The organism is Pseudomonas capeferrum, assembly GCF_013523055.1.
GTDB lineage: Bacteria > Pseudomonadota > Gammaproteobacteria > Pseudomonadales > Pseudomonadaceae > Aquipseudomonas > Aquipseudomonas capeferrum_A.
Genome location: NZ_JAAMQM010000033.1, coordinates 43,441 through 51,004, shown reverse-complemented (window position 1 = coordinate 51,004; position 7,564 = coordinate 43,441). Strand labels below are relative to the sequence as shown.

Annotated in this window: 4 protein-coding genes; 1 reads left to right on the top strand and 3 read right to left on the bottom strand. The window is 60.4% G+C overall.

The genetic code is table 11. From position 1 onward, the window contains the following. A partial coding sequence (locus tag G7009_RS26120; RefSeq protein ID WP_219856777.1) for an RHS repeat domain-containing protein occupies window positions 1-3,066 on the top strand: 3,066 nt, incomplete at its 5' end. A gap of 74 nt (window positions 3,067-3,140) precedes the next feature. Here G7009_RS26120 and G7009_RS26115 read toward each other — a convergent pair. The 3 genes from G7009_RS26115 to G7009_RS26105 form a co-directional block, all read right to left on the bottom strand. Beyond that, window positions 3,141-4,223 (bottom strand): fimbrial protein, encoded by a 1,083-nt coding sequence (locus G7009_RS26115; RefSeq protein ID WP_181133162.1) that lies wholly within the window; start codon window positions 4,221-4,223, stop codon window positions 3,141-3,143. Window positions 4,224-4,289: 66 nt separating this feature from the next. Further along, window positions 4,290-6,788: a fimbria/pilus outer membrane usher protein gene (locus G7009_RS26110; protein ID WP_181133161.1), complete on the bottom strand. Its 2,499-nt coding sequence runs from the start codon at window positions 6,786-6,788 to the stop codon at window positions 4,290-4,292. Between the two features lie 27 nt (window positions 6,789-6,815). After that, the gene (locus tag G7009_RS26105) at window positions 6,816-7,553 is read right to left on the bottom strand and encodes a fimbrial biogenesis chaperone (RefSeq protein WP_181133160.1); all 738 of its coding nucleotides are present in this window, start codon (window positions 7,551-7,553) and stop codon (window positions 6,816-6,818) included. Window positions 7,554-7,564 lie beyond the last annotated feature (11 nt).

Genomic DNA, 7,564 nt, shown 5'->3' with positions numbered 1-7,564 from the left:
ATCGGCTCAGGGGTCGATCCGATGCCGCGGGTGACCCAGCACCTCAACCATCCCGGCCATGGCCAACCGTCGATCGACACGCGCTACACCTATTCGGCCGATGGGCACAACTTCCTGGGCGGCAACGTGGCACTGGAGTGGAAGGACGATGGCCTGGACAACCTGTTCCGCAAGGCACTCGACTATGACTATGGCACCACCGAAACGCTGTGGGTCGATGGCAAGCCGGTGCGCAGCATCGTGCGCAGCTTCAACAAGTTTCACCTGATCACCACCGAGGCGATCTGTCACGGCAGCCAGCTGGGTAATGATGACAAAGAAGTCATTGGTGACAATATCCGACAAGTCACCACGGCGTACAATCTGCTTGCCGACCGTACCTTTGCCGAGCAGCCCAATTACTGCCAGCTGCCACATGGGGTCGAGACTCAGTGGTGGCTGAAAAGCAATGCCACTCGCAATCGCAAGGAAACAGTCAGCAGCACCTACGATGACCATGGCAACCTGAAGAGCCGCACGCTAGCTAACGGGATAGAAGAAACCTACAGCTGGTACGACAAGGCAGAGGCAGATTACCCGGGCGACGAGCAAGGGTTCGTTCGCCATCTTAAGGAAAAAACCGAAAAGCCCGCCAATGGCCATTCTGGCTCTGCGCTTGCGCGGACCACTCGCTACAGCTACCAGCGCCTGCCAGTGCTGGCTGCCTCAGCGGCACAAACCCAGCAGGACTTCTGGCTGGCGCTGAACAGCGAAACCCTGGCCAGCGGCCGCGACCTGAAAACGGTCAGCCACCGTTACTTGCAGGCCGCGGACGAAACGGTCCAGCCCGATAAGCCGCTGGTGCATGGACGCCTGCAGGCACAGGTAACGGCGTTCCCGAATCCCGAAGCAGACAAGCGGGGTGCGCCGAAAACGCTGGACACCCGCATCGAGCATGCCTACACGTTCGAAGCGCTCGACTGGCAAGAAACGGCACAAGCCGATCATGCACGCGATCGCAGCTACATGCTCAAGCTCAGGGGCTTGCGTGTCTTGCAGGACAAGCAGACCTTGACCGGTTTCGATGGCGCGGCCAAGGAGACAAGGGTGCAGCACTCGCTGGCAACGGGCGAGATGGTGCTCAGCCGCGACGACACCGATGTGGAAATTCTCACTCTGTTCGACCCGTTGCGTCGTGTCACCCACGAAATTGTCAGCCCAGGCAAGCCGGAAGAAGCGGAGCGACGCTACGAGTACCAGCTTTGCGCCAGCGAGAGTGACCAGGCAACCCAGGCGCGTATCGATGTCAAGAATGTGAAGACCGTGGCCTATTTCGATGGAGCGTACCGTACCGTCGAAGAGCAGCGGGATGACGCTGACAAGGAATGGTCGGAAGGCGGCTTCAGGTCGACCTACAAGGCCACTTATGACGCATGGGGTAATGTGGCTTCGGAAACAGAAATCGACTGGCTCAAGGACCATGAGCTGCACTTGGTCAGCCATGTCAGGTACGACGCTTGGGGGGAACAGCTTTGCGTGATCGGGCCGGACGGGGTAGGTGAGTTCGCCGAAATCGACCCTATCGGCGATGGCTCGACAGGCCCGATCACGCGTGAGTGGCGCCAGCAGGTATTGGACGACAAGGGCCAAGAGCTGGAAAACGGCACCAAGACCGGGGTGACCGAAAGCCAGTTGAACCTGTTCGACAACCCTGTTCGCGCGCGCCGCTTGATCAAGAGGGCGCCTGCCGATGAGCAGGAAACAGAGATCAAGAGCCAGACGATTACTGACTACGATGGGTTTGGCCGAAGGGTCAAGGAGGTTTCTGGCCTGGTTGAAGATAGCCAACAGCAGGAGGCGTTCACTTATGACCCGTTCGACCGTTTGCTGAACCATCAGCTGCGAGAAGGTGAAGTGGTGGTGCGCACCTACGCTGCGCACAGCGAAAAAGACTTGCCGGTCACCATCAAGGTGGGCGATGCACTGTTAGGCGAACAAGGCTTCGATGGCCTGGACCGCATGGTCCTGTCGAAAACAGGGGGACGCGAACAGACTTACGGATACCTGACCGGCCAGCTCAAACCGTGCACCGTGAAAACCCCGAAAGGCGAGATCCAATACACGTATCAGCCCCACCTGAGCGAAGAGCCGGTGCGGCGAATCCTCGGCGGGCAAGAGGCTGCTTATACCCTGGACAGCAAAAGTGCGCGGTTGGAAAGCTGTAGCGAGGAGGGTGGCCAGGCGTTCTCGCGTACCTACTTCAGCACGGGTGAAGTGAAGACTGAAACCCGTGGCGAATACGACATGGCATACGCCTACAGCTTCCGGGGGCGCCTGGAAAGCTATGTCGATGTGCTGAACCAGACTCAGAGTTACGTCTACGACAACAGCGGGCGACTTGCAAAAACCTCACTGGGTGCGCTGGTGTCCGAGTTCGAATATGACGCGTTGAGCCGTACGCTCAGCTTCAAGACCGTCGAAATCGACGACAACGCCAGCCCTGTCAACTCGTTGAAGACAACCCTCGGCTACGACGAGCTGGAGCGTGAGATCTCGCGTACGTTCACGTTTGGTGATTCTCCGGAACAGGTGCTGACCCAAGAATATGACGATTTTGACCGAATGACCAAGCGTACCCTCAAGGAAGGAAACACCACGCTGCGCGAGGAGACTTACAAGTACGATACGCGAGGCCGGCTGACGACGTACGGTTGCGAAGGCGATCAATGCCCTGTGGATCCCTATGGCAAGCACATCACGGGTCAGGTTTTCCGCTTCGACGCGCTGGACAATATCACGCAGGTGCTGACTCGGTTCCCGGGTGGAACGAACATGGCTGTTTACCATTTCGAAAACCCTGACCCGGTTCAGTTGAGCCGGATTACCAACAACGGCGGCGCGCCATACCCGGCCGAGATCAAGCTCGAATATGATGCCAATGGCAACCTGACGCGTGATGATGCAGGGCGTGCGCTGGAGTACGACGCGCTCAACCGCCTGCGTACAGTCACCGACCCCGTTCAAGGCGACTGCACTTACGGTTACGACCCAGTGAACATTCTGAGTTCGACCCAGAGCGTTGCCTGAACCGTTTGCATTGACCATCACATGCCCAGCTACCACAAGGCACCTGGGCATCGTTTTATCTGGCCATAGGCTTGTCAGCGATAACGAATGGTGAAGTTCAGCGCGCCTTTGGCCTTGCCAGGCCGGACTGCGCTAGCGCTGTCGGTCTGGTAGAAGCGGGCGCCGAAGTTGAGTACGGTACTGCCGTCCTGGATCGCCTTGAGGTCCACCTCTTTTTGTAGCGGCAATGGCGAATGGTCATCTTTGAGTATCTGGATGCCGATGCCTTCAACGTCGGAGTCGCTGGTGAGGCTGAACACGCCATCGAGCCCAAGGACCGGTGTCGAGCCTTCGGCACCGTCGAGCTCTATGGTCGCTCTGGTCTGCCCCCCAGCGTCGGTTTGGCAGTTGCTCAAGGTAATGGCGAAGGGGATGGTCGCAGTGGTGGTGCCTATCGCCTGGAAGTCGGCCTTGTCCCAGTCGCCGAGTTCTACCGGGTCGGCGCTCACTGGGTCGCCAATGAGGCTGCATTGGGTCTGTAATACGGTGGCTTGCAATCGGTAGCGCAGGACCAGCCCCATGCCGACGGGGCTGAAATGGCCAGTGAACAGCTCGCTGTCGACATAGTGTATGCCTGGGGCGATGTCACCTGTCTTCACCAGCGTAACCCGGTTTGAGAACCCCCGGAGCCTGAAGCCCCCGACGTCGGTGTTGGCCTGCTGGGTAGAGCGAAAGGGGATGAACGGGTTGTGTGCCCCACCCTCTGGCATGAAGTAGCCGTTGGCCGAACCGTTGAATGGGATGTCCAACATAATGCGCGCGCCAATGCCGTCGATATTGGTTTTCAGGATATGACCATTGGAGGGCATGCCGCCGACGGGCGGTAACGGGTCCGGGAAGATAGGCGCGGTCGGATTCATATCGAACCGCCAGAGTACTGTGCCATCGTTGAAGCAAAGGAATTCCGACGCGGGGAAAGACTGGGTGAACTCTCGCGTATTGGGCGTGCCGATCACATCCCCCGGCTTGGCACCGCCAGGCACATGCATGACACCCGCAAGCACGCGAGTGATATGCAAAGGGGGAGTTCCTGCGCTCCAGTTACAGACATCGCCGGCATGTGCCTGGCCGCTGGCGACCATCGCGACGACAAGCGCGATGTACTTGAAGTGTTTCATAGGCGTTTCCTGGTCATGCGCGCCGATGGCCGGCGCGCATTTCACGGTGAATGGGTGGGTATCGCGTCATTTACAGGTCAGCGTCTGTAGGCGGTAGCCCTGGTCTGGCGGGGTCGATTGAGGGTCCACCTGGAACAGGCAGCCGTCGTCCGGCGAGTCGCCCCAGCGGGCTTCCATGCGCTGTACGCCATCGTTCAGCGACAACATGGCTCGGCCGGCCTGGCCCACCATGCCGAGCACGTTGCTGTCGGTATCGTGCAGCTGAGTGCCAAATGGCAGCGGCTGCTGGTCTCTGGCGAGCAGGGTCAGCACTACGCGGTTGGCCCGGCGGGCGTTGAACTGGCTTTTGACTATCGCCCCACGGCGCGGCGTGACTGTGGCGGTACCATTGTCGATGTCCACTTCGGGGCTTAGCCGGTCCGTATCGAGTACCAACTGGTTGGCCCGGTAAGGTCGCAGATGGGGCACCAGGGCATAACCCTTGGCGTTGGTACGCAAGGCGCTATTGTTCTGCAAGCCCACGTCGGCGATATCAGGCACGTGCAGCAGGCCGATGGTTTCCCCCAAATAAGGCCCCAGTTCCACGCCGTCAGCATGTACCAGCGCCGCGCCACTGAGGTTGAGGGACAGGCTGTGATGGTTGTCGGAAGCGCTAATCCCCGCACCCACCGTGGCCTGGGGCGCCTGGTAGGCCAGCGAGAGCCCGGCGCTTTGCTGCTGCCGCTCGTTGATCGCCACACTGGCGTTGTAGCTCAGCCGGTCGGCATGGCTGCTCAGCGCGGCGCGCTGCGAAGTGCCGTGGGCCGAATGCTGCAGGTCGAGACTCAAGGTGCTGCTGCGCCCGAATTCCAATGGGATCGACACAGTGAGGCCGAACTGTCGGTCGCTGCCAGAGCGCGTTTGCGTCAACGACTGTGAGCCGTTGAAACTGTAGCTGATGCCCTTGTGCTGGGTGCTGAAGTTGAACTGGAACTGGCGTTGAACATCGCCGCGTTGCCAATAGTCCTGTTGCGACACTGACAGGCTTAGGGCGCTGCGCTGGCCAATGCGTTGATTGATCGAGCTTTCGAGGCGGCTGCGGCGGCTGCCGAGGAAGGTTCGATCGCTGCTGCGCTGGTTGATCCACTCATCGAAGTCACGATAGCCTTGGGTTGAATAGCGGTAACCGGCAAAGCGCAGGTGCGTACCACTGTTGAAGGCCTTGCTGTACTTGATGGCATAGCTGAGCCCTTGCAGGGTACGGTCTTCGACAGGCGCGAGGTCACTGCTCGAATGGGTGACGTCGAACGACAGCGCTCCTGCTGCGCCCAGATCGCGGGCGATACCGACAGCTTCGGCGGTATATCCCTCACTGGCCATCAGGCCGCCATACAGCGTGGCATTCCACACCGTGCCCAAGGCCAGGGTGCCTTGCCAGATAAGCGGGTCCTGGTCGCCAGCAGCGGGGTTGTAGCGGCCAAGGGTGGTGCTGTAACGCCACACCCCGGGTCGCAGCAGATTACTGATGCTGGCATAGGGCTGGGTGAACCGCCGCACTTGGCCATCGGCTTCGGTGAGCACTACCTCCAGTTCACCCGTGCCGCCGACGTTCAGGTCGTCGATGGCGTAGGAGCCGGGGCTGACGTAAGTGGAGTAGATCGGGTAGCCGTTTTGCCACACTTCAAGCTTGGCCCGTGTCTGCGCCACGCCACGTAGCGTAGGAGCATAGCTGCGGTGGGTGTCGGGCAGCATGTCAAAATCGGAGGCCAGGCGCATACCGCTGACGGGTATGCCACGGAACACATCGCTACTGGTGAAGCTCTGACCCAGCGTGATATTGCCCCAGGTGCCGGGCAGGTCATGCTGAGCGTAGGTATAGGCGCGGCTCCATTGTCGTTGGCCCTGGTTGTCCTGGCGCCAGGATTGGCTGCTACGCAGGCGCCAGCCGCCCAGGTTGATACCACCATTGAGGTACAGGTCCTGGTTGCTGTAGCGACCTTGGCCACGGGTGTCGCTTTGCAGCATCGAAGCCTGGTAGTTGACGAACGCGGCCGGGATGCCATTGTCCCAGCTTGCTGGGTCTACCTGGCCGGCCAGGTCCCGGCGCAGGGCAATCTGCGGGATGGAAATGGCAAGCTGCAGTTGGCTGCTGTCGAAATCGGCGAGTGCGCCCGGCACCAGGCCTGGCAAGTCGAGACAGGGTTGTTCGCGTACGGACGGGTCCGGCAACGCCTCCAGGCGCAGGCCCAGCTCGTCCAGTAGTTCAGGCGAAAGGCAAGGCCGTAGACGTCCACTGGCAGGGTCGGCTTCGAGCAGCAGTTCACGCAACCCAGCAGACGTCAGGTTGACCTGCACCCGTACCGGATACCGTCCGGGCGGAAGTTCCTCTCGTTCGGAGAGCGCACGCAAGGCATGCACCGCAGTCCCGGTTGGCTGCCTTGGATCTTGCCGAAGAAAGCCTGCCTGGAATTCCATGTCCGAAGGTTCATGGGAGTCTGCCAGTGCCATGGGGGCCGATATGCAGATGATTATCAGGCACGCGTGGCGCAGGCGAACACGCCCGCGCCCAAGGGGTCGCAGGATCATTTGACGTCCTCAAGAATGCCGTTGGGATCAGGGTGTGTTGTGCACGGGCAGAGTCAGGGGCTTGCTGGTGCCGCCGTAGTCGTTGATGACCGTCACGATCGCTTGCAGATTGGAGCCGTCGATGCCCGCTGGCAGCGCATAGCTACGCTCGGAAAGGGGCGCCAGCATGTCAGTGGCGGGTATGGCTTTTTGCTGACTGCCGTTGACGATATCGAGGCGGCTGAAGGTGTAGTGGTAGGGCGTCGGGTTGCGGATGGACAGGTGAGGGCGGCCCTCTTGCCGGGTTATGGCAAGGTATAGTTCCTTGAGGCTGCGTACCGGGTCGCCTTGAATTTGTGTCGGGCGGTAGAACAGCTTGATCCGAGTGCGCAGGGCGATGTTGAGTACATTACTGGGCCCGTTACTTGCCTGAGGGACCTCCTGCAGGTTGAAGAAGAACAGTGATTCGCGGTCCTGGGGCAGGTCGTTGGGCAGGCCGCTGATCTGGACTGTCTGGTCTTTGCCGGCAGACAGCCGGAACAGCGCAGGTGCGGTGATGAAGGGGACGGCCGTGGTGGTATCGTCGGCCTGGGTGTTGATCCAGGTCTGTGCGGCGAACGGGCGTTGGCTGGGGTTGGCGATGACTACCGAGGCGCTGCGTTGGGCGCTGTCGTAAACGATGCGTGTGGTACTGATGGTAAGAGCGGCATGGGCGCTGTTCAGGGTACAGACCAGCGCCAGCAAGCAGCCTCCCAGCAGCGTCGAGGTGCGGGTGATGGAGAGCATGAAAGATGACC